We start from the raw sequence: 24809 nt of genomic DNA, 5'->3' as shown, positions 1-24809 counted from the left end.
GTGACGCTGCTGGTGATTTTTCTGCTGCTTTATCTCAACTTCAGGCGGCTGACCGAGACCCTGATCGTCATGGCCTCGCTGCCCTTCGCCTGGGTGGGCGGCGTCTGGCTGATGTGGCATCTGGGCTTCAACATGTCGGTGGCGGTGGCGGTCGGCTTCATCGCTCTTTCCGGCGTCGCCGCCGAGACCGGCGTCGTGATGCTGATCTATCTCGATCACGCGATGAGAGAGGTCGCCGCCAAGCGCGCCGAAGAGGGCAGGCCTTTCACGCGCGCCGACCTGCACGAAGCGATCATGCTCGGCGCCGTCGAGCGCGTGCGGCCGAAAATGATGACGGTCGCGGCCATCATGGCCGGTCTCATCCCGATTCTCTGGAGCACTGGCGCCGGCTCCGAAGTGATGCAGCGCATCGCCGTGCCGATGATTGGCGGCATGGTGTCCTCGACCATCCTGACCCTCGTCGTCATCCCGGCGATCTACGACCTGATCAAGGGGTTCGCCCTGCTGCGCGAAGAGGCGGCTGCTCAAGCTGACAATGACGCAACGGCCCGAACCAGACCGGCTGAAAGCGCGGCTGCCGAATAGGCGCCGTCTTTCAGGAGACTCACCATGCCACGACGCTATTCCGTCATCATAGCAAGTTCGCTTCGGCAATCGGAGGAGCGTCGCTCGCCCGCCTGACTACTGAACGAAGGCGCGCTGCGCCTGAAAATTGGAGGAGAAGATCATGAACAACCTGCTCTGTGGCAAGACGCCCTTTCTGCTCCTGTGCGCCGCCGCGACCGCATTTGTCGTCTATTGGCATTGGCGCCACGCGCTCGACGCCCTTCCCTTTCTGATCGTGCTCGCCTGTCCTCTGGCGCACATCTTCATGCACCACGGTCACGACCACGGCGCGCATGGCGGCAAGGACGCCACGAACGCTATCGAGCCGCGCCCCAACGCAACAGGGGAATGATCCTATGTCCGACCCGCGTCATGCGGCCCATGAGGGCCATCATCACCACAACGCCGCAAGCGTAAAAGACCCGGTCTGCGGCATGGCGGTCGATCCTGCGAAATCGAGCGACCGGGCCGATTTCGGCGGACAGAGCTATTATTTTTGCTCGACCGGCTGCCATCACAAGTTTGTCGCCGAACCGCAGCGATATGTGCAATCCGCGCTGCAAAAAACCTCCGTCGCGCCGGCGCGGGACGGGGCGATCTACACCTGTCCGATGCACCCGCAAATCCGCCAGGTCGGGCCGGGCAACTGCCCGATTTGCGGAATGACTCTGGAGCCGGTGCTGGCCACGGCCGAGACGGGGCCGAGCGCCGAGCTTGCCGACATGACGCGCCGGTTCTGGATCGGCCTCGCCATTTCCTTGCCGGTCGTCGTCCTCGAAATGGGCGGACATCTCGCCGGTCTCGACCATCTCATTGGTCAGGGACTCTCGAACTGGATCCAGTTGGCGCTCGCCACCCCCGTCGTTCTCTGGGCCGGATGGCCGTTCTTCGTGCGCGGCTGGCAGTCTGTTCGGACGCGCAAACTCAACATGTTCACGCTGATCGCGATGGGAACCGGCATCGCCTGGATTTACAGTGTCGTCGGAACGATATGGCCGGGATTGTTCCCATCCGAGTTCCGCGACGCCCACGGCGCCGTCGCCGTTTATTTCGAGGCGGCGGCCGTCATCACGGTGCTGGTTCTGCTCGGCCAGGTGCTCGAATTGCGCGCCAGGGAAACGACGAGCGGCGCGATCCGCGCCCTACTCGACCTCGCCCCAAAAACCGCGCGGCGGATCAAGTCCGATGGCGGCGAGGAGGAAGCGCCGCTCGACGCCGTTCAGGTCGGCGATCGGCTGCGGGTCCGTCCCGGAGAGAAGGTTCCCGTCGATTCGGTGGTCGTCGAAGGCCGAAGCGCGGTCGATGAATCCATGGTGACGGGCGAGTCGATGCCGGTGACCAAGGAGGTCGGCGCCAAAGTGATCGGGGGCACGATCAATCAGAGCGGCGCGCTCGTCATCACCGCTGAAAAGATTGGCAGCGATACGATGTTGTCGCGGATCGTGCAATTGGTCGCCGAAGCGCAGCGCAGCCGCGCGCCGATCCAGCGGTTGGCCGACGAGGTCGCGGCCTGGTTCGTCCCGGCGGTAATCCTCGTCGCTGTTCTGGCCTTCGCCGCCTGGGCGATCTTCGGCCCCGAACCACGCTTCTCCTACGGCCTCATCGCAGCCGTCGCCGTGCTGATCATCGCCTGTCCCTGCGCTTTGGGTCTGGCGACGCCGATGTCGATCATGGTCGGCGTCGGCCGCGGCGCGCAAGCCGGCGTGTTGATCAAGAACGCCGAAGCGCTGGAGCGGATGGAAAAGGTCGATACTATCGTCATCGACAAGACCGGCACGCTCACCGAGGGCAAGCCCGCCGTCACCGCCATCGTGACAGGCGACGGATTTGACGAGACCGAAGTTCTCAGCCTTGCGGCTAGCGTCGAGGCGGCGAGCGAACATCCGCTGGCCGTGGCCATCGTCACCGCAGCGAAAGCGCGAGGATTGAAACTTTCGCCCGTCGAGGACTTCGACTCGCCGACCGGACGCGGGGCGCTGGGATCGGTCGAGGGCCGACGCCTTGTGCTCGGCAACGCCCGCTTTCTGGCCGATCAGGGCGTTGCAACTGGCGGTCTGGCGGAAAAAGCGGACCGGCTGCGCGAAGATGGCGCGACCGCGATCTTTGTTGGAGTCGATGGCAAAGCCGTCGGCGCCATCGCCATCGCCGATCCGGTCAAGCAATCAACCCCTGAAGCGCTCGCCGCCTTGAAAAGCGCTGGCGTAAAAGTCGTGATGCTGACCGGCGACAACTGGACGACGGCGAGAGCCGTCGCTCGCCGGCTGGGAATCGACGAGGTCGAGGCCGAGGTGTTGCCCGAACAGAAAAGCTTGGTGGTCCAACGCTACAAGGAAGCCGGACGGATTGTCGCCATGGCGGGCGACGGCGTCAATGACGCGCCCGCCCTGGCGGCGGCCGACGTCGGCGTCGCCATGGGGTCGGGCTCGGACGTCGCGATCGAAAGCGCCGGCGTGACCCTGCTCAAGGACGACCTCACCGGCATCGTGCGCGCCCGGCGGCTGTCGCAGGCGACGATGGGCAACATCCGCCAGAACCTGTTTTTCGCCTTCATCTACAATGCGCTCGGCCTCCCGGTCGCAGCCGGAGCGCTCTATCCTGCCTTCGGGATCGTGCTGTCGCCGATCATAGCGGCGGCGGCCATGGCGCTGTCATCCGTCAGCGTCATCACCAACGCCGCGCGGCTCCGGCGCGTCAACCTATGATTGCAAGCCAGGGATCGAAGCCATGATGGGATCATTTGAGACGATGGGCGGTGGCATGTGGGGCATGGGCTTCTTCGGTGTCTTGATTTTCGTCGTCCTGATCCTCGGGATCGCCGCCCTCATCAAATATCTGCGCAACTGAAGCCCGCACGCGATCTTACCATTCTGGAAATCGTCTGACCGGTCGAGGAACCGTCGCTTAGGCGCATGCGCGCCAATGACAAGCCGGATGCGGCGCTGCTCCTGACGCAACCCGACCAGAGCGGGTACTCACGCAGTGAGTACCCCCGCGCAATTGTTCGACGAGATCAAAACCGAGGGGATGGCCGCAGGCGCTCGGCCAGCCAGAATGGTCTTGACAGATGGTCCAATCGCATGGTCCAAAAGCATGTCCAGAGTGCTTCGACTCTCCATATTTTCCGGGGGTTTGCGGCCACTGAGGCATGTTGCTGGGAATCCAGGTCTCCCAGCCAATAAAATCGATTACTTAGCAGCCGATTAAGACGGTTTATCGAGATCGGACAAGATTTCGGTAAGGCGGACGCGGTTTTGCGTCTTAGCGAGTAAGATCGATAAAAGCAGCGCCCTACCCTCTTACGCCCCCCGCGCTGTTCCCCAATGTAACGCGGCGGCGAAGGAGCGATCAGCATCCCGCCGGGTATCGTGCGATGGCTTCTATTGAGCCGGGGCGATGGCGAGGGCGATGGTGTCGCTTTCGGCATTGCTGATTTCGACGATCAACGGCCCCGCGATGAGATCAAAACGAACGCTCTTCCGGACGCCTGGACAGGCCTTTTGGCCCGAAAATGCCGTTGATTTCACACGCGCACCCCCCTGGACAACGTCGATCCACGCCTCATTCGACAGGGTGATCTGGTAGGCGCCCGCCTTGTCGACGGAATCGAATCTCAAAACAGCGCCAAAGGTCCCGGGCTTTGGCGCGCGCTCCGGCTCCATGACGAACCCGGCCGCTTCCACCGGCTTGAGCGCCACAGCAAACGCCCGATCTCCCAAGCTCACGCTTGCGCCAGACGCTACGGGCATGGGCGACGCCGCAAACCACGCCAATTCGCGCGCAACGCTCCATTTGAACTTATCGCAATCCGTAGTTTCCTGAGCCTTTGCCGAGACGGAGAATGCCAGCAAGAGAGCCAGGACGGCCGCGTTCAATTGAGGGAAACGCATGGTTGGCCTCATCGATCTCAGGTCCAATTTCACGCCAGTTTCCGAACATATTGGATGAATCCGCTGCGATCCGCGACCTTGTTGTAAAGGTCCTGCGCGGCGAGATTGGTCTCATGTGTGATCCAATAGACGCGTGAGCAGCCGCGCAGACTCGCGGCCGACGAAACCGCCTCGATCAAACCTGTTCCAACGCCGCGTCCGCGAACCGCATCGGCGACGAAGAGATCCTGCAGATAGCAATAATCGCCGGTCGTCCAGCAGGAGCGATGATCAATCCAGTGAACGATTCCCCGCGCCGTAGAAAATTCGTCGCGGGCGATGAAGCCGCCCATCTGCTCGGTCGGGTCGATGAGGCGCGCGAAGGTGAGGCTTGTCGCCGCCGCCGTTAGATCGGCCTTGTAAAAGGTCAGATAGCCCGCCCAGAGCGGCGCCCAGTCCGCGAAATCTTTTTGCTCGAGTTCTTCGATCCGCATCGGCCTTCACTTCAAAGATGACGAACAAAATCGTCCGGCGCCGCACGGGCGGCCCATTGGACTCACGCGCGGGCGTCCCAAGATAGAGGAAGCCGACGATACGGTCATGTTCGCGGAGATCCAGCGTTTTCGCGAGGCGGGCGTCGAACATCGGCCAGCCTGAGCGCCAGACGGAAAAACCCAGCGCCACAGCCGCCATCTGCATCGCCATTACTGCGCAGCCCGCCGTCAATTGCTGTTCGAACAACGTGACGATTTCGCTTGGCCGCGCCTTTGCGACGATGACGATCACAAGGGGCGCGCGTCGGGGCATGTTCGGCGCCCTTTTTCCAGAACCAGAAGATCGAGAACGGGACGACTTTTTGAGGCCCGCCGGGAAGGCGAAGAAGATGAATTTGGGATTTTTGTCGGGCGTCGTGGATTACGGCGTGCTGGGACTGCTCGCCGCTGCAAGCGTGCTGGTCGCGGCTGTCGTCAAGCGTTTTTCCGAACCTGCCGCCGTCGCGATGCCGACGCCTATGATCCCTGCTGCCTGAATCATTCTGGGTGAGCGCGCTGTCATCGGCGCCATCAGGAGCGTTGCCGAATCTGCGCTGATGCCAGGAATCGTCTATCGCGACCACCCACGCCCGTTGCTCCCGTCGAGCGCCAGCGACGATCCCAAGCGCGGCCGACCGCTTTGGGTCAAACTGAGACCATCGCTGGCGCCGGCAATCCAGATGCGAGATCGCGATCCAAGCCCCGGTCGTGACCACATTAGCAAGATTTGCGCATCCACTTTACCGGGCTTTCACATTGCTTTGAAAGCTGCCGTCATTTTCGCGTTGAATGTTAGCCCCTTCTGAGATGCGGCGAACTAGGATATTGAAATGATTTCAAGCCTTTGACCGGATACGCCGACTTCGTCGCCAACAGCTTTGCTCAACAGAAGCCGCGCCACTGGGGATACGAAGGAAATAGAGCCGGACTTAGGGTCCGCTTCGTCCTCGCCCACGATGCGATACTTTTGTACGCGCCCATCCTCGCGTCTAAACGTCACCGTGCTCCCAAAGGCGACGGTTTCGGTTGACGCTGGATCGGTGATGACCTGAGCGGTCCGAACTCTCGCCACAAAATAGCGGATATCGCGCAAGGGAATTGCTGCGTGCCGCCGCCGTTCATTCACGTCCTCGATTTTCTGCGCCGTCTCGTAGGCCTCGCGAGCCTGTTCGAGTTGAAATTCGAGAGCCTTCAATCCCGTTTCCGTAACAAGGTTCGGATGTGGAGATATCGGCCGGTCGGGCAGCAAAATCTCCGACGCTGTTTCCGCACTGTCTTCCTTGGTGAAGGCGACACTCAACTTAGGCTCCTTTAAAGCTGGTTCGCGTCGTCAGCGCCCCGTCGAAATAGAGAAATCCGGTTTTCTTCATGTTGGCAATCTATAGATTGCCGTCGCGATTTGCGATTGGGTGAGATCGCCCCCCTTAATTTGCTGTCGATCGCCAGGTTGCAAGCTCGCGTTTACGCGCCTCGATTTGAGGCCGGGCCCGGATATTCCAGACTTCTTTCGGTTTGAGGGGCGCTTCTGAACGACAAGACGTCCCTTGTTCCAAGGCGTGTGGCCATGCTCTTGTTGCTGGATAGTCTTGGGCATGGACGTAACCTCCTTGTCCGACCATTCCCGCCCCAGCTCCCAGCGGACCGCTGGCCTGAAACACAACGCGTAGGCGGCGCTGAAGCTCCGAACCGCAAATAACGGCCGTTCGAATATGATCTATGGCCGCCGGCTTGGCGCCAGGTCCGGGCCTTGCCGGACAGGATGACGAGCGTACGAAGTCGGCGGATTCTGTTGAAAAACTCTTTTTTGGCCGCTCATCTCAATTTGCAGCCCCGTTGAGCCGGCAGTATAAAAAAGATGTGGGGGACCAGTAGGTTTGACGAAAAATCCGCTGAAAACCACCGCACCCATTTCTAGACGCCATTGAATGCGAAGAGACATTCGCCAACGAAATTGGCGGGAGTTTTGAGGCGCCCAATTTTTCGAGTTTTTCAACAGAATCGGCGGAATGCCGCCGTTGGTTTTCCGCAAGTCAACCGGCGAGAGAACACCTTTGAGAGCTTGCCGGATTACAAGCCCGTTGCCCGCCGTAGCGCATCGTTGATTCGCTCCTGCCAACCCGGCCCATCTTCTTGAAAATGCGCAATCAGATCGCTGTCGAGCTTGATCGACACCAATTCTTTAGAGACCGGAACGCCACCTTTTCTTTGCGCGCGGACGGGCTCAGCCGCTGGTGGCGTCGCTGGTTTGAACACAGCTTCGGCTACGGATAAGGCGTCGGTCGGTCGATACCGGTTCGGTGGTCTCGTCATGCGAATTCTTCCATTGATCTTCTAACCGATACTGCTTGGCCAAGCCCCTAAAATCAATGGGAGTCCGGCGAAGGTACGCGGCCAGTTTTGCCGTCATCGCGGGACGGAGGATCGGCGAGGCTCTTGACCTCCCGTCGGGCCGATGGGGCGACAATGTATTGACGCCGAAATGAAAAGCCCGGACGGTGCAAGTGAACTTCAACATCGACGACGTCGATCTCCCGTGAGAGAAACTTGTGCTTCCGCAGAGCTGCGAGCATGAAGCCGTCTCGAAAATTCCGAACATCGAAAAAAAACAAATTGAGCCGCTTGTTTGTGACGAAATGTCAAGTCGCCGCACTTCGCGATCATTAATCTTCCGTCGATTCAACCAAAGCGAAAGCGCTTAAGGATCAGCCAGGGAGGCTAAAATGGAAGAGGCGCATGGCCATCATGTGGGAGCAGTCACGCACCACGAACTCAATCAAAGTCTGACAACCCTTCAACTTTGGGCGATCGCGGTCGGACTTGTCATTTCGGGCGAGTATTTCGGTTGGAGCTACGGCTGGGCGAGCGCCGGCACACTCGGCTTTACCATCACGGCCCTCTTCGTCGCTGCCATGTATACGACTTTCATTTTCAGCTTTACGGAGCTTACGACTTCGATTCCGCACGCCGGCGGCCCCTTTGCCTACGCGCGTCACGCCTTCGGCCCGACAGGCGGTTATCTGGCCGGCGCCGCAACGCTCGTCGAATTCGTATTCGCGCCGCCGGCGATCGCGCTCGCCATCGGCGCCTATCTCAACGTGCAGTTTCCCGGGCTCGATCCGAAAATAGCCGCCCTCGGCGCCTATCTCGTTTTCATGTCGCTCAATATTGTCGGGGTCGCCATAGCCGCGACGTTCGAGCTTGTCGTCACCATTCTGGCGATCTTCGAATTGCTGGTCTTCATGGGCGTCGTCAGCCCCGGCTTTTCCATTGCCAATTTCGTCAAGGGCGGCTGGTCGGGTGAGGATCACTTCAGCATAGCTTCTTTCGGCGGCATGTTCGCCGCGATCCCTTTCGCGATCTGGTTTTTCCTCGCGATCGAAGGCGTCGCCATGGCGGCGGAAGAAGCGAAGGATCCGAAGCGCTCAATCCCGATCGCTTACATCACCGGCATTCTGACGCTTCTCGTACTGGCTATTGGCGTCATGCTTTTCGCCGGCGCGGCGGGCGACTGGACCAAGCTTTCGAACATCAACGATCCCCTGCCCCAAGCGATGAAATTCATCGTTGGCGAAAAAAGCGGTTGGCTGCACATGCTGGTGGCTCTTGGTCTCTTTGGCCTTGTCGCCTCTTTCCATGGCATCATCCTCGGCTATTCGCGGCAGATCTTCGCGCTCGCCCGAGCCGGCTATCTGCCACGCGTACTTGCGACGATTCATCCGCGCTTCAAGACGCCATGGATCGCAATTCTCGCTGGCGGCGTGATCGGCATTCTCGCCATTTTCAGCGACGATCTTATCGTCATCGGCGGCCAGCCGCTCACCGCCAATATCGTCACGATGTCGGTCTTCGGCGCGATCGTCATGTACATGACCAGCATGGCGAGCCTGTTCAAGCTGCGCCGGAGCGAGCCTAATATGGACAGGCCTTTCCGCGCGCCATTCTATCCGTTCTTTCCGGCTTTCGCTCTCTTCGCGGCGACGATCTGCTTGATCGCGATGATCTATTACAACCTGCTGGTCTTCGGCATCTTCGTGGCGTTGCTCGCGATCGGCTATGGCTATTTCCTAACGACAGCTAAACGGCGCGAAGAATCGCCGCTCGACGATCTCATCGAATCGACCGAGGAACTCGCGGCCGAGAAAATATAAAAACTCCGGGCTGGAGAGCCCCGGCTCTCCAGCCCGGAAAATGCGTTGGGGCGTGAGCACAGCCTGAACGCGCACTCGATGATTTTCGAAATGACCGGCCGCGCGCGCGGCGTCCAGAAATGCTTCAACCCAACCTATGCGTCAGGTCCGCGCGCGTCGCGCCCAGGCTTTGCCAATGAAAGGGCCGCCAGTTGAAGCGGCCGGGAGGCGATTGATGTCCTATAATCACATGATCGGGAATCGAAGTTTCAGCTTTCCAGACCTCAAGACGCTGCTCGCCAAGGCGAGCCCGGCGCGTTCTGGCGATTATCTTGCGGGCGTCGCCGCTGGGGACGACAGTGAGCGCGCCGCGGCGCAATTGGCGCTCGCGGACGTTCCGCTCAAGCATTTCCTGAACGACGCGCTGATCCCTTACGAGGAGGACGAAGTCACGCGGCTGATCATCGACGAGCATGACGCCGCCGCATTCGAGCCGATTGCAAGTCTCACCGTCGGCGAATTTCGCAATTTTCTGCTCGGCCCGCTGGCAGACGCTTCGGCGCTGGAAAAGCTGGCGCCGGGGATAACGCCCGAAATGGCGGCGGCCGTTTCGAAAATCATGCGCGTGCAGGACCTCATTCTCGTGGCGCGCAAATGTCGCGTCGTGACGCGGTTTCGCGACACGATCGGACTTCCAGGGCGTCTCTCGACGCGGTTGCAGCCAAATCATCCGACCGATGATCCGACCGGCGTCGCGGCGAGTATTCTCGACGGATTGCTCTATGGTAGCGGCGACGCCGTGATCGGCATCAATCCCGCGACCGACAGCGTGCCCGCCGTCTGCGCCCTGCTGGATATGCTCGACGGCATCATCCACAAATATGAAATCCCGACGCAGTCCTGCGTTCTGACCCATGTCACAACCTCGATCGAGGCGATCAATCGCGGCCGCCCCGTCGATCTCGTCTTTCAGTCGATCGCCGGCACGCAAGCCGCGAACGACAGCTTCGGCGTCAATCTCGCCATTCTGCGGGAGGGCCGCGAGGCGGCGCTCGCGTTGAAGCGCGGCACGGTCGGAGACAATGTGATGTATTTCGAGACAGGACAGGGCTCGGCGCTTTCGGCCAATGCGCATCATGGGATCGACCAGCAAACCTGCGAGGCGCGCGCATACGCCGTCGCACGCAAATTCAAGCCGCTGCTCGTCAACACGGTCGTTGGCTTCATCGGGCCCGAATATCTTTACAACGGCAAGCAGATCATTCGCGCAGGGCTCGAGGATCATTTCTGCGGCAAGCTGCTTGGCCTGCCGATGGGTTGTGACATTTGCTATACGAACCACGCCGAGGCTGACCAGGACGACATGGATATGCTCCTGACCTTGCTTCCCGCCGCGGGCTGCACCTTCATCATGGGCATTCCTGGTTCCGACGACGTCATGTTGAATTATCAGACGACGTCCTTCCATGACGCGCTTTACGCGCGCGAAACGCTCGGCCTTCGCATGGCGCCCGAATTCGAGGATTGGCTTCTTCGCATGGGCGTCTTCGACCGGCGCATCATCGACGGCGCCGAGCGCCTTCGCCCGCGCGAGGATCTTTCGCCAGCGTTCGGCGCTGCTTTGGCGCGCATCGCCTGAGAGGGGAGCTTGCATCATGAAACTTGTCGATACGAACCCCTGGGCGAAACTTCGCCGGTTCACGCAGGCGCGCATCGCGCTTGGTCGCGCCGGCGTGAGCATTCCGACGAAGGCGTCGCTCGATTTTCAGTTCGCTCATGCGCGTGCGCGCGATGCCGTGCATCTGCCGATGGACAGAGACGGTATCGTTGCGAGGCTCGAAGCTGCCGGCTATCCGGCGATCGAACTTAAGAGCGCGGCGCATGACCGGACGACCTATTTGCAGCGCCCCGACCTTGGCCGGCGCCTCGACGAAGCCTCGCGTGGCAAACTCGCCAATCTTGCGGAAAAGGGCGCGCATGGTTTCGACATTGCTTTCATCATCGCGGACGGTCTTTCCGCCTTTGCTGTCAATCAGCACGCCATCGGCATGCTCGAGGCAGTGCGGCCAAGCCTGGTGGAGATGAATTGGCGCATGGCGCCGGTCTGCGTCGTCGAACAGGGACGGGTGGCGATCGGCGACGAAATCGGCGCCCTGCTGGGCGCCGAAATGGTGGTCATCTTGATCGGTGAACGGCCAGGTCTCAGCGCACCGGACAGCCTTGGCCTTTACCTGACCTATGCGCCGCGCGTCGGTCTCACCGACGTCGCCCGCAATTGCATTTCAAATGTGCGGCCGGAGGGCCAGAGCTTCCCTATCGCTGCGCGCCGGCTGCTCTTCCTGCTGACTGAGGCGCGGCGGCGAAAGCTTTCCGGGGTCGATCTCAAGGACGAGGCCGACGTGGCGGCGTTGCAGGCCGACGTCCCACAGACGCGAAAGAATTTCCTGATCGGCGATCGGGATCCGGATTAGGCCGTTTTTGCTTCGGGGACCTTCGGTTCAAGGAAATTGGATGTCGTTTCTCATGAAAAATTGAACATATGCCGAGCGAATTCGCGTGAAAACCTAAGCTTACGGCTCGGATACGGTTCTGTCGGGTCTGACACGACTCTCTACGCCGAAGCTGAACGCCGCCTCGCCGCGCCGATTCGCGGCCGTGAACTCAGTCGGCCCTGCGCCGTTATTTGTGAGTTGACGCAATAGTGTCACGTGCCTAGCTTTGTCAGGTTAAGTCTTAGCCGTCATTGCGAAATCACTGCTTTCGTGAATTCATGAAGCGCGCTGCGGACCCGAAAAGTGTGGCTATGTCTCGCTCGTCATTCTTCGATCCGTCGCCGCAGGAGGCGGCGCTGGGCCGAAAGATCCTCGCCGGCGCGGCGACTGGCATCGGATCGTTCATCGCGGCGCAGGGCGGCGAGCCCGAGAAAATTTTTGAAATCACGGGTCTCGATTCCTCGGCGATCAATGACACGCGCGCATCACTGGATCTTGCGACCTATGTCACGATGCTCGAAAATGCCGCGCGAGAGACAGGGCAGGATAATTTCGGCCTCCTCTACGGCCGTGGCTACCGTCCGGAGATGCTCGGCCTGATTGGCGAGATCATCCTGGCGGCGCCAACCCTCGGCTCCGCCCTCGAACATTTGGCGCTCTGGTTTCCTTGGCATCAGCAAGCGACCGAGACCCGCTTCGTTCCGTGGGGCGACCGCTGGCTGCTCAGCTATCGAATTCTCGATGGATCGGTGATTGACCGCCGGCAGGACGCCGAGCTTACGATGGGCATGTTCGTCAATATTCTGCGAACCTGCCTCGGGGCGCGCTGGACGCCCGACATCGTCCTGTTCGAGCATCCGCGGCCGGCCTACTGGAAGCAGCACGAAACAATCTTCGACGCCGAGATCCACTGGTCGCAGCAGCAAAATGCGATCATTTTCAAGAATGCGAAATTGGCCGCCTCGATGCCGCAGGCGGATCGAACGGCTCTGGCGTTGCGCACGCAGGAACTTTTGCGGTTGACGGGATCAATTGGCGCGCCAAGGTTTATCAACCGTGTCAAGGGCGAAATCCGGCAATTACTGGCGACCAACCGCATCGGCGTAGAGGATCTTTCCGAAGCGATCGGCATGCATCGCTGGACCCTCCAGCGTCGACTGGCCGAGGAGGGAACCTCATTTTCCGCTCTGCTTGAAGAAACGCGCCGCGGCCTGGCGCGCTCCTATATCGCGCAGCGGCAGCTTCCGTTGACTGAGATCGCCTACATGTTGGGTTATTCGGAGAATTCGGCCTTCACCCGCGCTTTCAACAAATGGTATGGAGCGAGCCCGCGCAGGGTGCGGCTCCACCTTGTCGGTTCGTCAGGCCATGCCCCTCAAATGACCTTCGTAGCCTCGTGAGTCGTTCCGTATTGAGCGGGTGGCGCCGCTGTTTTCATTGATCGAATTTGAATTCAACTGGCTCGCCATGTCTTTACTGAAAAAACACCCTACCCATACGATGTTTCTTAGCGGTTGACTTGGATCAATTCAATCATTGCCTGAAAACCATAGAAGCAAACGGTCTGGAATTGAGATCGTTCAATGCTGAAATGCGGCCATTTTACTTTGAAGGTGGCAGCCGGCCTGCTCTCTTTGGTCGTCGCGGGCGCTTCAGCGCCATCCTGCGCCGCCGCCGAACGCCTGATCGGCGACAATGCGAAGTCCGAGAGCAGCAGCGATCTCGCCAAGCAAATCCAGAACCCGGTCGGCGACCTCATCAGCGTGCCGCTGCAGAACAAGGTGAACTGCGGCTATGGACCGCGCGGCGGGACGCAAAACGTTCTTCAAGCGCAGCCGGTGCTCCCCTTCCACGTGAGCGACGACTGGAACGTCATCACCCGAACGATCCTGCCGGTCGTGTGGAACCCGGACGCCTCGCCAATTCCGACCGTGCCGGTCGGCACAGGCCCGACATCCTTCACCGCCTTCCTCGCGCCTCGTCATGACATCAACGGCTGGCTCTGGGGCGTGGGCCCCGTGGTGCAGTTCCCGACGATCAGCAGCACAACGCTCGGTTCGAGCGTCTGGGGCGGAGGCCCCAGCGCGGCGATCGTCTATTCGACCGGCCCCTGGGTCACTGGCGCGCTGTTCAACAACATCTGGTCGCTCGGCGGGACGCGCGGACCATCCGGCAGCGGCTACAGCACTTTCCTCCTCAATCCCTTCGTCGCCTACAACCTCGACGACGGCTGGTATCTCTCCTCCAGTCCGAATGTCACGGCGAACTGGCAGTTTCAGGGAACCAAATGGACCGTGCCGATCGGCGGCGGGGCGGGCCGCGTCTTCCATATCGGCGATCAGCCGGTCGATCTGTCGGTCAGCGCTTATTACAACGTCGTCAAACCGGATGTCGGCGCGCATTGGCAATTGAGCACCCAACTTACGTTCATCTTCTGATGCGACAAACGGTGAGGGCCGCAGGCCGTCATCGCATCCGCGCCATTCAATGGGAGAATTCCTTGTCCTGGATCTATCTTATGTCCGCCGGGCTCCTCGAGATCGGCTGGCCGGTCGGCCTGAAGATGGCGCAGGTCGAAGGACAGCGCCTGATCGGTGTGATCGTCGCGCTGATGTTCATGTTCGGGAGCGGCTATCTCCTCTGGCTGGCGCAACGAGAAATCCCCATGGGCACGTCCTATGCGGTGTGGACGGGCATCGGCGCGGCGGGGACGTTTCTGTTCGGGATCCTGTTTTACGGCGACGCCGTCAGCCTGGGCCGGTTTTTCGGCGTCGGGCTCATCCTTGCCGGCGTCGTCACCCTGAAACTCTCGCATTGAGCGTCCGGATCGGACGCAAGGAGAAGCGGTCATGTGCATCGGTTGTCACTGGGCGAAATTCCGCCAATACTTCCCCAACGCATCGACATCGGAACCCACCGGACTAACGCGACGCAACGCGCTCAAACGCAGCGTGGTCTTCGCGGCCTCGGCAGCCGCGGCCTCCGCTACGCCGTCGTTCGTTGCGGAGGCGGTCGCCGCAGCGGATCCGAGCGCCGACATTGTTTTCAGGAATGGCCCGGTCTACACGGTCGACGACGACAAGCCGTGGGCGCGCGCCGTCGCGATCAAGGGCAAACGCATCGCGTTTGTCGGCGACGAGTCCGGCGTTCAAAGCTTCATCGGGCCTGAAACGCGCGTCGTGGATCTCGCGGGCAAGATGCTGCTGCCCGGCTTCGTCGAAGGACACATCCATCCGCTCATCGGGGCCACCCTCACCCGCGGCGCAGATCTGCAAATGAATAGCCGCGAGGAAATTCTCGCCTCGCTCAGGGCCTATCGCGATTCGGTCGGCAAGGTTGATGTCGTCCGCGGCTTCGGCTGGCGGTACTTCGCCTTCCCGGCGACCGGCCCGCGCAAGGAGGATCTGGACGCGATCTGGCCCGACGTTCCGGTCATCCTGCTCGCTATCGACGGACATAGCGCCTGGGTCAATTCGCAGGCTTTGGCGCTCGCGGGCGTTACGAAGGACACGAAGGACCCCCTGCCCGGCTTCAGCTACTTCGCGCGCGATCCGACGACACGCGAGCCGACGGGCTATCTCGTTGAAGTTCCGGCCATCATCCAGGTCAACAACGCCATCGAACCGTTCAGCGCGAATTATGTCGCCGAATCCCTTGCGGAATGGCTTCCGCGAGCCTCGGCTGCCGGCATTACCACCGTTTTCGACGCCGGCATGCAGATCTTACCGGAGACGGAAGGCTTCAACATATATGCAAAGGCCGAGCGGGACGGAAAGTTGCCGTTCCGGGTGATCGGATCCTATTACCACAACAACCCGGCGATCGATCCCGTGCCGGTGATTCAGGCTTTGCGCCGGGAGTTCCAGTCCGAGCTGGTAAAGGCTTCTGTGCTGAAGCTGAACATCGACGGCGGCGACGCGCAGTACACGGCCGCCATGCTCGCGCCCTACTCGGACAACCCTGCGACGAGCGGAGACACCCTGCTGCCGCCCGAGCTGTTCGCCGACATTATCAGGCGCGCCGATCGGGAGGGGGTTGATATCCACATCCATTCCTATGGCGACCGAAGCACGCGGCTGTCGCTCGATGCGTTCGAAGCGGCGATCAAGGCGAACCCGCCCCGCAATCGCCGGAATGCGTTGGCGCACCTGATCCTGATCGACCCGCAGGACGTCCCGAGGTTCGGAAAGCTCGGGATCGTCGCGCAGTTCTCGGCTCAGTGGGCGGCGCCTGACCAGCAATGGCGGGACATCACGCGCGCCCGTTGGGGCGCAGCCCGTAGCGACGCGCTGTATAGCGTGAAGTCGATCCTCGACCATAGCGGCATTGTCTCGCTCGGCACGGACTGGCCGGCGGCGGGCTATTACAGCACCTACCGCCCCCTCGACGCGATCGAGATTGCAACTACCCGGCGCGAGCTCGACAAGCCCCAAGGCCCGCAACTTTCGCCAATCAACGAGGCGCTCTCGCTCGAAGCTGCCCTGAAAGCCAATACACTAGCCGCCGCACATCAGGTTCGGATGGAGCGCGAGGTCGGATCGATCAAGGTTGGCAAACTTGCCGATCTCGTCGTGCTTGAAAAAAACCTGTTCGAGGTCGCGCCACAGGACATCCACAAGACGAAGGTTCTGATGACCGTGATGAACGGAAAGTTTGTACACGAGCAGCACGCCTGAGACCGTGCGATGGCCGAAACGCATCCCCTCAAAACTTGCAGGCGCATACGCGCTGAGATGGCCATGGAACCTCCTCAATCGCTATCCGATCGTTGACGCGCCGCTCGGCATTGTCGGGGACCGGATGCCGGCGCGCATGCAGCTGATCGGCCAGAACTTCCCCGATCTCAACACCTTCCAGTCCGCGTCCAACTGGTCACGCCTGCGGCCGCCGCTCTTCATCGGCTTTGCCGCCGAGCGAATGATGGAGATGGAGGTCCAAACCGTCGTCTTGGCTGCGCCGGTGATGCGCCGTGGCTTACCAAAGATGATCGGGACATAACCAAACCAGAAAACCGGATGCGCGAAATGCATGATGGGCGTGTCCGCCGGGCCGAGGATCTTCCTCATTTCAGCGACGCCACTCGCAAGTCCGAGCAATTCGCCAATTTCCTCGCCGCCTTCCTGAATCGGGGCGCCGGCTTCGAGGCGATCCCGGCGGCAAAACGACAAGATAGCACGCTGAAAATCGACCGAGGTCGCGCTGAGCCAGCCGCGACCCGTCAGAATGCGCATCCCCTCTTCTTGATCCAAGTCAAAATCCCTTATGATCGCCATGAAATCTTGCGGTGAAGTCCATTAATTGCCCAAAATTGTGCAACCTGAAAATTTTTTTCAATGTTAGCGTCCCAACCCAGCCGTCTGAAGCTTGGACGGATGAAGGGACAAGATCATAAATGCCGTCCACGACGGACGTTGTTTTTTTCAAGAGGGGAGCAAGGATGCGGAAGGTCGACAACGCAAAACTGGCCGCGATCCTTTTGACGACCGGCATGATTGGCTTGGCCGCCAATGCGGCTGCGGCCGACGCTCTCGACGGGCGCGTCTTTGGCGGCGGCCAGCCGGTCGCCAATTCCACGGTGACGCTCTGGGCGGCGGGCGCCGGCGCGCCGCAGCAGCTGGCGCAGGCGCGCACTGATGGCGACGGACATTTCTCCTTCGCATCGGCCAATGCGCCCGGCCCGGACGCCTCGCTCTATCTCGTCGCCAAGGGCGGGCATTCGGCCGCCGACAAGATCGACGGCGACAATCCGGCGATCGCCCTTCTGACGGTTTTGGGGAACAAGCCGCCGGCCCAGGTGGCGATCAACGAAATGACCACTGTGGCCTCGGTGTGGACCCACGCGCAGTTCATCGAGGGCGCCGAGATCAAAGGCCACGCCCTCGGCTTGCGCATCGCCGCCGGCAATGTGCCCAATTTCGTCGATCTACAAAGCGGCGGATGGGGGGAGGCCATCCAGGACCCGCTCAACAGCGGCCAGACCCCGACCATGGCCAATTTCGCCACATTGGCTGACGTGCTGGCCGGCTGCGCCAGCCGTGCAACGGCCGACGCCTGCACTCAGCTCTTCGCGGCGGCGACGCCGCCCAAAGGCGCGGCTCCCGTCGACATGCTGACCGCCGCGCAATCGATTGCGCGTTATCCTTGGCGCCAACCCGAACGTCTTTTTGCGCTTCTCGATTCATTTTACCCCGTTCCGCAAGGCAAGAACCTACGGCCGGTTCCTTTCATGCCCTATTTGAACTACCCGCCCAGCGCCTGGGTGCTGCCGCTGAAATTCGACGGCGGCGGCTATCGCGCCGGCGGCAAGGCGATGTTCGACAGTGAGGGCAACCTTTGGGTCGGCGACAACTTCTCCGTCGGCTGGCAGGGCCAGGATTCGCTGTGGCAGGGTCACGCCTCCAAATTCGCTCCGAATGGCCGCCCGCTTTCGCCAAAGACCACCGGCTTCACGGGCGGCGGCATGGAGGGAGGCACCTTCGGCGCCGCGGTCGATTCCCACGACAATGCCTGGCTCACAAGTTACGGCAGCAAGTCGATCACAGTGTTCGACAAGAACGGCAAGCCTTTGACGCCCGCCGAGGGCATCACTTTCGACGGGCGTCTCGGACTGATGCAGGGCGTCATCGTCACGACGAGTGGCGATGTCTGGGTGCTGGGGATCGAAAAGCGGCAATTGGTTCACTTTCCCAAAGGCGACTGGACCAAAGGCCGGATCGTTTGCGAAGCCGACTCGGCCGAGCCGTGCAAGTCGTTCATGGCGCCGTTCCACCTCGGGGTTGACCAGCAGGACCGAATCTGGGTGTCCAACAGCGGCGTCGACCACGTCACCCGTTTTCCTGCGTCCGATCCGACCAAGGTCGAGAACTTCAAGGTCGGCTTCAACAGCAGCGGCCTCGCCATCGACAGCAAGGGCAATGTCTGGGTCACGGAACGGTTCGGCAGCGGGCTGCTGGGCATGATGCATCTGGTCGATATGGGCATTCGACTGAAACTCAAAGGCGTGGAGGCGGCTTCCGACTACCTGACCGAAACGATGTCCAAGCAGAAGGGCGGCCGTTTCGGCGGCAGCGTCGCGCTGCTTCGGCCCGACGGTTCGGCTTATGCGGGCTCGCCCTTCACCGGCGGCGGTCTGCCTGGGCCATGGGCCGCCGCCGTCGATGGCGACGACAACGTCTGGGTCTCCAACTTCGCGATGCCGAGCAGTCCGATCGTGCAGCTGTGCGGCGTCCGCACCGAAACCTGCCCTCCCGGCTTCAAAACGGGCGATCAGATTGCACCGCCCGGTGGCTATGTCGGCGGCGGCTTGCAGATGCAGACCGACATTGCTGTTGATCCTGCCGGCAACGTCTGGGCGATGAACAACTGGCAGGATATCGACAGCTGCGTGGCCTTCAAGCCCAACGAGGCTCTGTCCACCCGCTGCGGCGGCCAGGGTGTCGTGATCTTCTATGGCATGGCCAAACCGGTGAAGTCGCCGCAAATCGGACCGGCGCAGCCGTGGTGATTTTCGAAGACCTGCCCTATCGTTCATTTAACGATCGCCCACAAAGGGCCGATCGCAAGCCAAGGCGCACCCCGATGATCTCTCTCAAGACGCCGGCGCTGCTGGCGGGCCTTCCTGACCACCACGGCGCTCGTCGGTCTTGCCCCCGCGCAGGCCCAGCAGGCGTCCGCGGACAGGCCTGCCGATGCGAGCGGCGGCGACAGCGCATCCGACCTCGCCAAGAAACTGCAGAATCCGATCGGCGATCTCTACAGTTTCCCCTTCCAGGGCAACACCAATTTCGGCGTCGGGCCACATAACGGCACGCAGGAAATTCTTAATATCCAGCCGGTGATTCCGTTTCACATCAGCGACAACTGGAACATCATCACCCGCACCATCCTGCCTTTGGTCTGGAATCCCGACATGTCGCCGCTGCCGAGCAAGGACTTCGGCACGAGCGCCACGACCTTCTCGGCCTTCCTGTCGCCGCGCAATCCGACCGACGGCTGGCTCTGGGGCGTCGGCCCTGTCGTCCAGATCCCGACTGCCAGTTCGCCCCTGCTCGGCTCCAGCGTCTGGGGCGGCGGAGCGACCGGCGTCCTCGTCTATATGAAGGGACCGTGGGTCGCGGGCGTGCTGGTCAATAACGTCTGGTCGCTCGGCGGAACCAGCGGGCGCTTCGGCACGAGCTATAACAATTTCCTGACCCAGCCCTTCGTGAACTATAATTTCGGCGCCGGCTGGTATGTCACCAGCTCCCCGATCGTCACGGCCAACTGGGAGACGCAGGGAACCAAATGGACGGTTCCGGTGGGCGGCGGCGTGGGCCGCGTGATCAAGATCGGCAAGCTGCCGGTCAATCTGATGGTTGGCGCCTATTACAATGTTATCCGGCCGGATCTCGGCGCCGACTGGCAATTGCGTACACAAGTGACTTTCATCTTCTAACGGACCGGGAGTAGCCGGAATTTATTGAAAGCGGGGACGGTTTTGCGTGGATTAGGCTTTGCGATCATCGTCGCCTTGGGACTTTCGGGCTGCGCCAGCTCCGAAGGCTTTCTCGTCCCCGTCCCGTCAGCCGCTCATGCGCCGGGGACGAGCCACGTCGAAATGGTCGTCGCGACAACGCGGACCAAGGCGGAGTCGCGCGCCTTTCTGTTCGGCGGCGGTCGGGCGCCGGAGGTTTCCTTCGCCGACATGGTGGTTTCGATCCCGCCCGACGCCAACCGCAAGATCGGCGAAGTCGAGTGGCCGCGTCAGCCGCCCGGCAATCCTGAAACGGACTTCGTGACCCTCAAATCCGAGATCATCACGATGGACCAGGCCAAGGCCTCGTTCTCGCGCCTGGTCGACCAGTCCCGCGAGAAGCAGGCGCTGGTCTTCGTGCACGGCTTCAACAACCGTTACGAAGACGCGGTCTATCGCTTCGCGCAGATTCTGCATGATTCCGGAGCCAGCCCCGACGTGGCGCCGGTTCTGTTCACTTGGCCGTCGAAAGGCAAGATTTCCGCGTATAATTACGATCGCGACAGCGCCAATTATTCGCGCGACGCGCTTGAAGCCTTGTTGCGGGATTTAGACAAGAACCCCGAGGTCAAAAAGATCAGTGTCCTCGCCCATTCGATGGGCAATTGGGTGACGCTCGAAGCGCTGCGGCAGATGGCGATCCGCGACGGCCGCGTCGCCCCCAAGATCAGGCTGGTCATGCTGGCGGACGCCGATGTCGATGTTGATATCGCGTGGCAACAATTCGCCACGCTCGGCCCCCAACGCCCGCACATCGTGCTGTTCGTGTCCGAAAACGACCGCGCGCTGGCGGCGTCGCGGGACCTTTGGGAGGCACCGCGACTGGGGGCCATCGATCCCAATGTCGAGCCGTACAAGAGCAAGATCGAACAAGAGCAATTGTCGGTCGTCAACATGACCCGATTGCCCTCACATGATTTTTTCAATCACGGCAAGTTCGCGGAAGATCCGCGTGTCGTCGAATTGATCGGCCGCAGGATCGCGGCGGGGCAGACGCTGACCGACCAGCGCGTGGGCGTCGGCGCCCGGATGATGCAGGTGACGGCGGGCGCCGCGGGTTCGGTCGGGAACGCCGCCGGACTGGTCCTTTCCGCCCCGGTCGCCATCGTCGACCCGGAAACGCGGAATGGTTTCGGCGACCAGCTTAACCAGTTCAATCAATCGGTGCGGCAGATCGGGTCAAGCGGTCCCCAATGAGGATGCCGATACAGGCGCGCGGCTTGACGGATGTGTGACGGAATTAACCGCCCAGGCAGGAATTCAGGCTTTTTTCGTAATTCGCCGGCCTGGCCTCAAATTTGTCTGGCCAACCCCTGCCAAGCGCACCGTCGGAACGCGCCCTCAAATAGATATAGATTGCGTCGATGTAACACATGACGTTCTTGTTGAGGCCGAAGGAGGGCATCACCAGTTCCTGGGAACTACTGATATTTTTCTTCCCGCCGATAATAATTCCCATCGCGTCCGACGTATTCAACGACTTCAAAGCATCGACCAGCGAAGGCGCATAGCTCGATCCGAGCGCATCGGGACCATGGCATTGCAAGCAATTGGCGCCATACATCGTGTAGCCGATGTAAGTATACCAATCCACCGTGCCGTCTTTCTCGATCTTGTATGTGGGATTTCCCTGCTTATCGAAATATTCGCCATTGGTTGAAGTCGCCGGCGTCGGGCTACCGGCCCCATCCGCATGGGCGGCGCTCGCTCCGAAAATGGCGCCCGCCGTGAGCAGCCAGCGCAATAACGCGGAAGTCCTCATCGAAGCGCTCCCATTTCAATCGAGTCAGGTCGGCATTGGCGAATGCAAGAACGCCGACGTTGCGCCCAATATGTATTGTTTCGCGCCGCTTCGCCGAACTTCAATTTATAGCTGGACGCCAACGCCTTACAAGCTGCAGCGCGAGAAAGCCGCCCAACCGCCACCTTTCCGGGAAACCTGACGACCGGCAGGCCGCCCACCAGGTCCCGATTGACGCGGCGGCACTATCTTTCCACAAACAGCTGGAAAATAAGAAGGATTGAAGCGTGGATGGACGGGCGACGCTTGGCGGAACTATCCTGGCTATCGGATCGCGCAATCAGCGATCAGGGATGCTAATGGCAGGTCGATGAACGGGCAGTTCGTTTTTCTCAAAAGCGGTCACGCGTCTCCCTGCGTCCAATCGCGCACGACTAGCGAATTTTTTGAACCTCATCAGGATTGGCGACTGAACGGCCCGCGATTGGCCAAGGATGGCGCATGACCGCCGCCGGCCCGCGCCGCGCCGTCTCCATGTTGGCCGTGGGCCTTTCCACCGTGGTCGAGTGGTATGATTTTACGCTCTGCCTCTATTTCGCGCCAACCTTGTCGCGCGTGTTCTTTGGCCAGGATGAGATGGCTCTGGGCAAAACGCTGGCCGGTTTCGCCATCGCCTATTTGATGCGGCCGTTCGGCGCCATCCTGTTTGGACTGTTCGGCGACCGGTACGGCCGAAGGCCGACGCTGCTCATGTCGATGGCGGCGATGACTCTGACGATGCTGTGCCTCGCCTTGTTGCCAACCCACGCCCAGGTCGGCTCCATCGCGGGAGCGGGACTGATCCTGATGCGTTGCCTTATGGGTTTCAGCGTCGGAGGCGAATATACCGCCGTGGTCGCCTATCTCTTTGAAAGCGCGCCATCTCATCTAAGAGGTCTTGTCACGTCCCTTGCGGCGGCGGCGAGCGAGATTGGCGGATTGTTGGCTGTCGGCTTCTGCGCGGTCCTGGCGCGCAAGCTCGATGTTGCGCAGCTCGACGCATGGGGATGGAGGCTTCCATTCCTGTTCGGCGGGGTGCTGGCGGGCGCCGTCTTTGTCGCGCGCAACATGATTGTGGAAACGCCGCTTTTTATGGAGCCGCCGGTCGGCGCCGCCAGCACGATCCGGCCTCTCATCCAAGTCCTGCGCAACGAAGGTCGCGGCGTTGCGCTCGGCTTCGCCATTTCCGCTCTGGGATCGGTGACCTATTACATCGGCATTACCTATGTCCCCTCTTTTCTCGCGACGGCCGGACGGGGCAATGAGGCTCAGGCGCTGGAATTTTCCAGTATCGCGGCGGTGGTCGTCATTGCGGTGACGCCCTGGTTTGGATGGCTTTCCGATCTCGTCGGGCGCAAACCGGTCTTGCTGGGCCTTTGTCTCGCCTGCGTCATTCTTCCGGTCGCGATGTTTCGTCTCATCGCTAGCGGCTCCACCGAGGCTGCGATAGCAGGCGTCGCCATTCTGGCCGCGCTTGGCGGCGGCGTCAGCGCGGTCGGCGCGACGGCGACCGCCGAACAATTCTCCGGGGCGGTGCGTCTGACCGGTCTAGCCCTGGGCGCCACCACTGCGACGGCCTTGTTCGGCGGAGCAGCGCCCTATGTCGTCCAAACCTTGCAACGACAGACGGGCGCCGCCGAAATCCCCGGCGTGATCATTGCTGCGGTTGCGGTATGCATTGGCTTGACGCTTGCGGCCTTCCTGCCGCATTCGCCCGGATCGGCGGCGCCGGAACGTCAGGATCCCGCTTGATCGCTCCAAAGCATGGCCGCTTTCCATCGCTTCGATATGGACTTCTATGGAAGGCGTCTCATTGATCTGAACCATTTGGCAATCATCGAAGTTGCCTTAGGTATTAGAGGCGAGGCGAAAGATGGCTCACAAGATCCTCGTTTTTTACGGTTCCTATCGGTCGGACCGGATGGGCATCCGACTGGCGGACTTCATTGTCGCAGGGCTTCGCGCGCGCGGCGACGCTGCCGAACTTATTGACGCAAAGGCTGTCGGCCTTCCCATGCTGGACCGGATGTACAAGGAATATCCGTCAGGTTCGGCTCCGCCCGCCATGGAAGCTCTGGCGTCGAAAATTCGCGGCGCGGACGCCTTCGTCTTCGTCGTCGGCGAATATAACTGGGGTGTGCAGCCGGGTCTGAAGAACCTGACCGATCATTTTCTTGAAGAATGGTTCTGGCGCCCCGCAGCAATCGCCAGCTATTCGGCTGGTCGTCTTTCGGGAGCGCGGTCGAGCTTTGCCTGGCATAATAGTCTGTCCGAAATGGGCATGGTGGTGATTTCGAGCGCCCTGGCGGTCGGTCCGATCGTACAGACCCTGGACGCGGACGGCGCCCCGTCGGGCCCTGCGGGAAAGGCTCTGGAACAGGCGTTCCCAAGGTTCGCGGACGACCTCGCCTGGTGGGCCGACGCAGCCAAAGCGCAGCGGGCGCTGCGCCCGCCCCCCTATTGAGGGGGCGTCTGCCCCTGCCCCTCTCTCCATTGCGAATGGCGGCAATCCTGGAGTCAGGTTAAGAAGGACCGGAAAGCCATCGGAAATGCGACTGGGGAAAGAAATGAGCAAGGACATCGAAAAGGCGCTTCAGCGTCGTCTGGCGGAACTGATGGGCAATGTCGCCGAGATCGACAGCGAATTGCGCAGCGGGCTGCCCGCAAACTGGGAAGAACAGGCGACCAAGCTTGAGGACCAGGACGCGCTTGAAGGCATCGAGAAGTCCAAGCTTGAGGAGATTCGCCAGATCCGCGATGCACTGAATCGGATCGCTGAAGGAAGCTATGGCGTCTGCGCGCAATGCGGCGAACCCATCGACCCGAAACGCCTGAAAGCATTGCCGACGGCAATTAAGTGCATCTCCTGCGCGGCGTGAAATTTGGCTGCCGC

23 protein-coding genes and 1 pseudogene are annotated in these 24809 nt (G+C 61.1%); 17 read left to right on the top strand and 7 right to left on the bottom strand.

The features are described from left to right. From QZ409_RS04255 to QZ409_RS04245, 3 genes are all read left to right on the top strand, one after another. Positions 1-585, top strand: a 585-nt coding sequence (locus tag QZ409_RS04255; RefSeq protein WP_296707338.1) for an efflux RND transporter permease subunit, incomplete at its 5' end; no start/stop codon positions are given. A 142-nt stretch (positions 586-727) separates the two neighbouring features. Then, entirely contained in the window at positions 728-958 is a 231-nt protein-coding gene (locus QZ409_RS04250) for a DUF2933 domain-containing protein (RefSeq protein WP_296707337.1), read from the top strand. Between the two features lie 4 nt (positions 959-962). Further along, complete coding sequence (locus QZ409_RS04245; protein ID WP_296707336.1) at positions 963-3308, top strand: heavy metal translocating P-type ATPase; 2346 nt, start codon at positions 963-965, stop codon at positions 3306-3308. A 675-nt stretch (positions 3309-3983) separates the two neighbouring features. On the opposite strand, the gene QZ409_RS04240 is transcribed toward QZ409_RS04245, so the two are convergent. The 3 genes and pseudogenes from QZ409_RS04240 to QZ409_RS04230 all read right to left on the bottom strand — a co-directional run. After that, a complete protein-coding gene (locus QZ409_RS04240; RefSeq protein WP_296707335.1) occupies positions 3984-4352 on the bottom strand; it encodes a hypothetical protein in 369 nt (122 codons plus the stop codon). A gap of 170 nt (positions 4353-4522) precedes the next feature. Next, positions 4523-4966: a GNAT family N-acetyltransferase gene (locus QZ409_RS04235; protein ID WP_296707334.1), complete on the bottom strand. Its 444-nt coding sequence runs from the start codon at positions 4964-4966 to the stop codon at positions 4523-4525. Between the two features lie 136 nt (positions 4967-5102). Beyond that, positions 5103-5279 (bottom strand): annotated as a pseudogene (locus QZ409_RS04230) (NAD(P)H nitroreductase); the annotation flags it as partial. Here QZ409_RS04230 and QZ409_RS04225 point away from each other — a divergent pair. After that, positions 5278-5502 (top strand): hypothetical protein, encoded by a 225-nt coding sequence (locus QZ409_RS04225; RefSeq protein WP_296707333.1) that lies wholly within the window; start codon positions 5278-5280, stop codon positions 5500-5502. The pseudogene QZ409_RS04230 and the gene QZ409_RS04225 sit on opposite strands and share 2 nt — an antisense overlap. A gap of 320 nt (positions 5503-5822) precedes the next feature. Here QZ409_RS04225 and greA read toward each other — a convergent pair whose 3' ends face one another. Together greA and QZ409_RS04215 are read right to left on the bottom strand one after the other, a co-directional pair. Beyond that, positions 5823-6305 carry a transcription elongation factor GreA gene (greA, locus tag QZ409_RS04220; RefSeq protein WP_296707332.1) on the bottom strand — a complete coding sequence of 161 codons (483 nt, stop codon included), beginning with the start codon at positions 6303-6305 and terminating at the stop codon, positions 5823-5825. Positions 6306-7072: 767 nt separating this feature from the next. Continuing rightward, on the bottom strand, positions 7073-7315 hold the full coding sequence (locus tag QZ409_RS04215; protein ID WP_296707331.1) for a BrnA antitoxin family protein: 243 nt from the start codon (positions 7313-7315) through the stop codon (positions 7073-7075). A gap of 410 nt (positions 7316-7725) precedes the next feature. Between QZ409_RS04215 and eat the strand changes: the two genes are divergently transcribed. The 7 genes from eat (at position 7726) to QZ409_RS04180 (ending at position 16300) form a co-directional block, all read left to right on the top strand. Then, positions 7726-9153: an ethanolamine permease gene (gene eat, locus QZ409_RS04210; protein ID WP_296707330.1), complete on the top strand. Its 1428-nt coding sequence runs from the start codon at positions 7726-7728 to the stop codon at positions 9151-9153. Between the two features lie 214 nt (positions 9154-9367). Next, the gene (locus QZ409_RS04205) at positions 9368-10771 is read left to right on the top strand and encodes an ethanolamine ammonia-lyase subunit EutB (RefSeq protein WP_296707329.1); all 1404 of its coding nucleotides are present in this window, start codon (positions 9368-9370) and stop codon (positions 10769-10771) included. A 16-nt stretch (positions 10772-10787) separates the two neighbouring features. Further along, positions 10788-11603, top strand: a complete 816-nt coding sequence (gene eutC, locus QZ409_RS04200) for an ethanolamine ammonia-lyase subunit EutC (protein WP_296707328.1) — start codon at positions 10788-10790, stop codon at positions 11601-11603. A 332-nt stretch (positions 11604-11935) separates the two neighbouring features. After that, on the top strand, positions 11936-13024 hold the full coding sequence (locus QZ409_RS04195; RefSeq protein ID WP_296707327.1) for an AraC family transcriptional regulator: 1089 nt from the start codon (positions 11936-11938) through the stop codon (positions 13022-13024). A gap of 183 nt (positions 13025-13207) precedes the next feature. Further along, positions 13208-14062: a hypothetical protein gene (locus tag QZ409_RS04190; RefSeq protein ID WP_296707326.1), complete on the top strand. Its 855-nt coding sequence runs from the start codon at positions 13208-13210 to the stop codon at positions 14060-14062. Positions 14063-14124: 62 nt separating this feature from the next. Continuing rightward, positions 14125-14442, top strand: a complete 318-nt coding sequence (locus QZ409_RS04185; protein ID WP_296707325.1) for a multidrug efflux SMR transporter — start codon at positions 14125-14127, stop codon at positions 14440-14442. Between the two features lie 133 nt (positions 14443-14575). After that, a complete protein-coding gene (locus QZ409_RS04180; protein WP_296707324.1) occupies positions 14576-16300 on the top strand; it encodes an amidohydrolase in 1725 nt (574 codons plus the stop codon). An 81-nt stretch (positions 16301-16381) separates the two neighbouring features. Here the strand turns inward: QZ409_RS04180 and QZ409_RS04175 are convergent, their stop codons facing one another. Then, positions 16382-16873, bottom strand: a complete 492-nt coding sequence (locus tag QZ409_RS04175; protein ID WP_296707323.1) for a hypothetical protein — start codon at positions 16871-16873, stop codon at positions 16382-16384. A 188-nt stretch (positions 16874-17061) separates the two neighbouring features. Between QZ409_RS04175 and QZ409_RS04170 the strand changes: the two genes are divergently transcribed. The 3 genes from QZ409_RS04170 (at position 17062) to QZ409_RS04160 (ending at position 21333) form a co-directional block, all read left to right on the top strand. Beyond that, the gene (locus QZ409_RS04170; protein WP_296707322.1) at positions 17062-19128 is read left to right on the top strand and encodes a hypothetical protein; all 2067 of its coding nucleotides are present in this window, start codon (positions 17062-17064) and stop codon (positions 19126-19128) included. Between the two features lie 330 nt (positions 19129-19458). Beyond that, positions 19459-20058: a hypothetical protein gene (locus QZ409_RS04165; protein ID WP_296707321.1), complete on the top strand. Its 600-nt coding sequence runs from the start codon at positions 19459-19461 to the stop codon at positions 20056-20058. A gap of 42 nt (positions 20059-20100) precedes the next feature. Then, positions 20101-21333 (top strand): alpha/beta hydrolase, encoded by a 1233-nt coding sequence (locus QZ409_RS04160; RefSeq protein WP_296707320.1) that lies wholly within the window; start codon positions 20101-20103, stop codon positions 21331-21333. A 43-nt stretch (positions 21334-21376) separates the two neighbouring features. Here the strand turns inward: QZ409_RS04160 and QZ409_RS04155 are convergent, their stop codons facing one another. Further along, entirely contained in the window at positions 21377-21898 is a 522-nt protein-coding gene (locus QZ409_RS04155; RefSeq protein WP_296707319.1) for a c-type cytochrome, methanol metabolism-related, read from the bottom strand. 480 nt (positions 21899-22378) lie between these two features. On the opposite strand from QZ409_RS04155, the gene QZ409_RS04150 reads away from it, so the two are divergent. The 3 genes from QZ409_RS04150 to QZ409_RS04140 all read left to right on the top strand — a co-directional run bounded on the left by QZ409_RS04150 (position 22379) and on the right by QZ409_RS04140 (position 24795). Further along, entirely contained in the window at positions 22379-23668 is a 1290-nt protein-coding gene (locus QZ409_RS04150; protein WP_296707318.1) for an MFS transporter, read from the top strand. Between the two features lie 121 nt (positions 23669-23789). Further along, the gene (locus QZ409_RS04145; RefSeq protein ID WP_296707317.1) at positions 23790-24380 is read left to right on the top strand and encodes an NAD(P)H-dependent oxidoreductase; all 591 of its coding nucleotides are present in this window, start codon (positions 23790-23792) and stop codon (positions 24378-24380) included. A gap of 103 nt (positions 24381-24483) precedes the next feature. Further along, on the top strand, positions 24484-24795 hold the full coding sequence (locus QZ409_RS04140) for a TraR/DksA C4-type zinc finger protein (RefSeq protein WP_296707316.1): 312 nt from the start codon (positions 24484-24486) through the stop codon (positions 24793-24795). Positions 24796-24809 lie beyond the last annotated feature (14 nt).

The organism is Rhodoblastus sp., from assembly GCF_019449565.1.
GTDB lineage: Bacteria > Pseudomonadota > Alphaproteobacteria > Rhizobiales > Beijerinckiaceae > Rhodoblastus.
Note: the sequence above shows the minus strand (reverse complement) of the source record. Positions and strands in the feature narration are given on the sequence as shown.